This is a genomic window from Bacillus cereus group sp. BfR-BA-01408, assembly GCF_022663305.1.
In the GTDB taxonomy this organism is placed as follows: domain Bacteria; phylum Bacillota; class Bacilli; order Bacillales; family Bacillaceae_G; genus Bacillus_A; species Bacillus_A pacificus.
Genome location: NZ_JAKUFF010000212.1, coordinates 1 through 408 on the forward strand (window position 1 = coordinate 1; position 408 = coordinate 408).

Sequence of the window (408 nt, forward strand, 5' to 3'; positions counted from 1 at the left end):
TAAGTCTTTCATTTCTTCTGTTGTTTCTTCTTTATTTTCTTCTTCGATCGGTGTTACCAAGATCTCCGGTTGCTCTTTTACCTCTGGCTTCTCTAACACATTCGGCTCTTCTTTCACCTTTAGCTCTTCCGGCTTTAATAAACCTTCTAGTTCTTCTGTTATTTCTTCCGTTGTTCCTTCTTTATTTTCTACTTCCTCTAGGTTTACCCAGATTTCCGGCTTCTCTTTTACCTCTGGTTTTTCTAATACATTCGGTTCTTCTGTTACCTTTGGCTCTTCCGGTTTTTCTAAGTCTTCCATTTCTTCTGTTGTTTCTTCTTTATTTTCTTCTTCGATCGGTGTTACCAAGATCTCCGGTTGCTCTTTTACCTCTGGCTTCTCTAACACATTCGGCTCTTCCGTTACCTT

The 408-nt window shown here is 39.5% G+C and carries 1 pseudogene; it reads right to left on the minus strand.

From position 1 onward, the window contains the following. Window positions 1–408 (minus strand): annotated as a pseudogene (locus MR083_RS26970) (Cna B-type domain-containing protein); the annotation flags it as partial.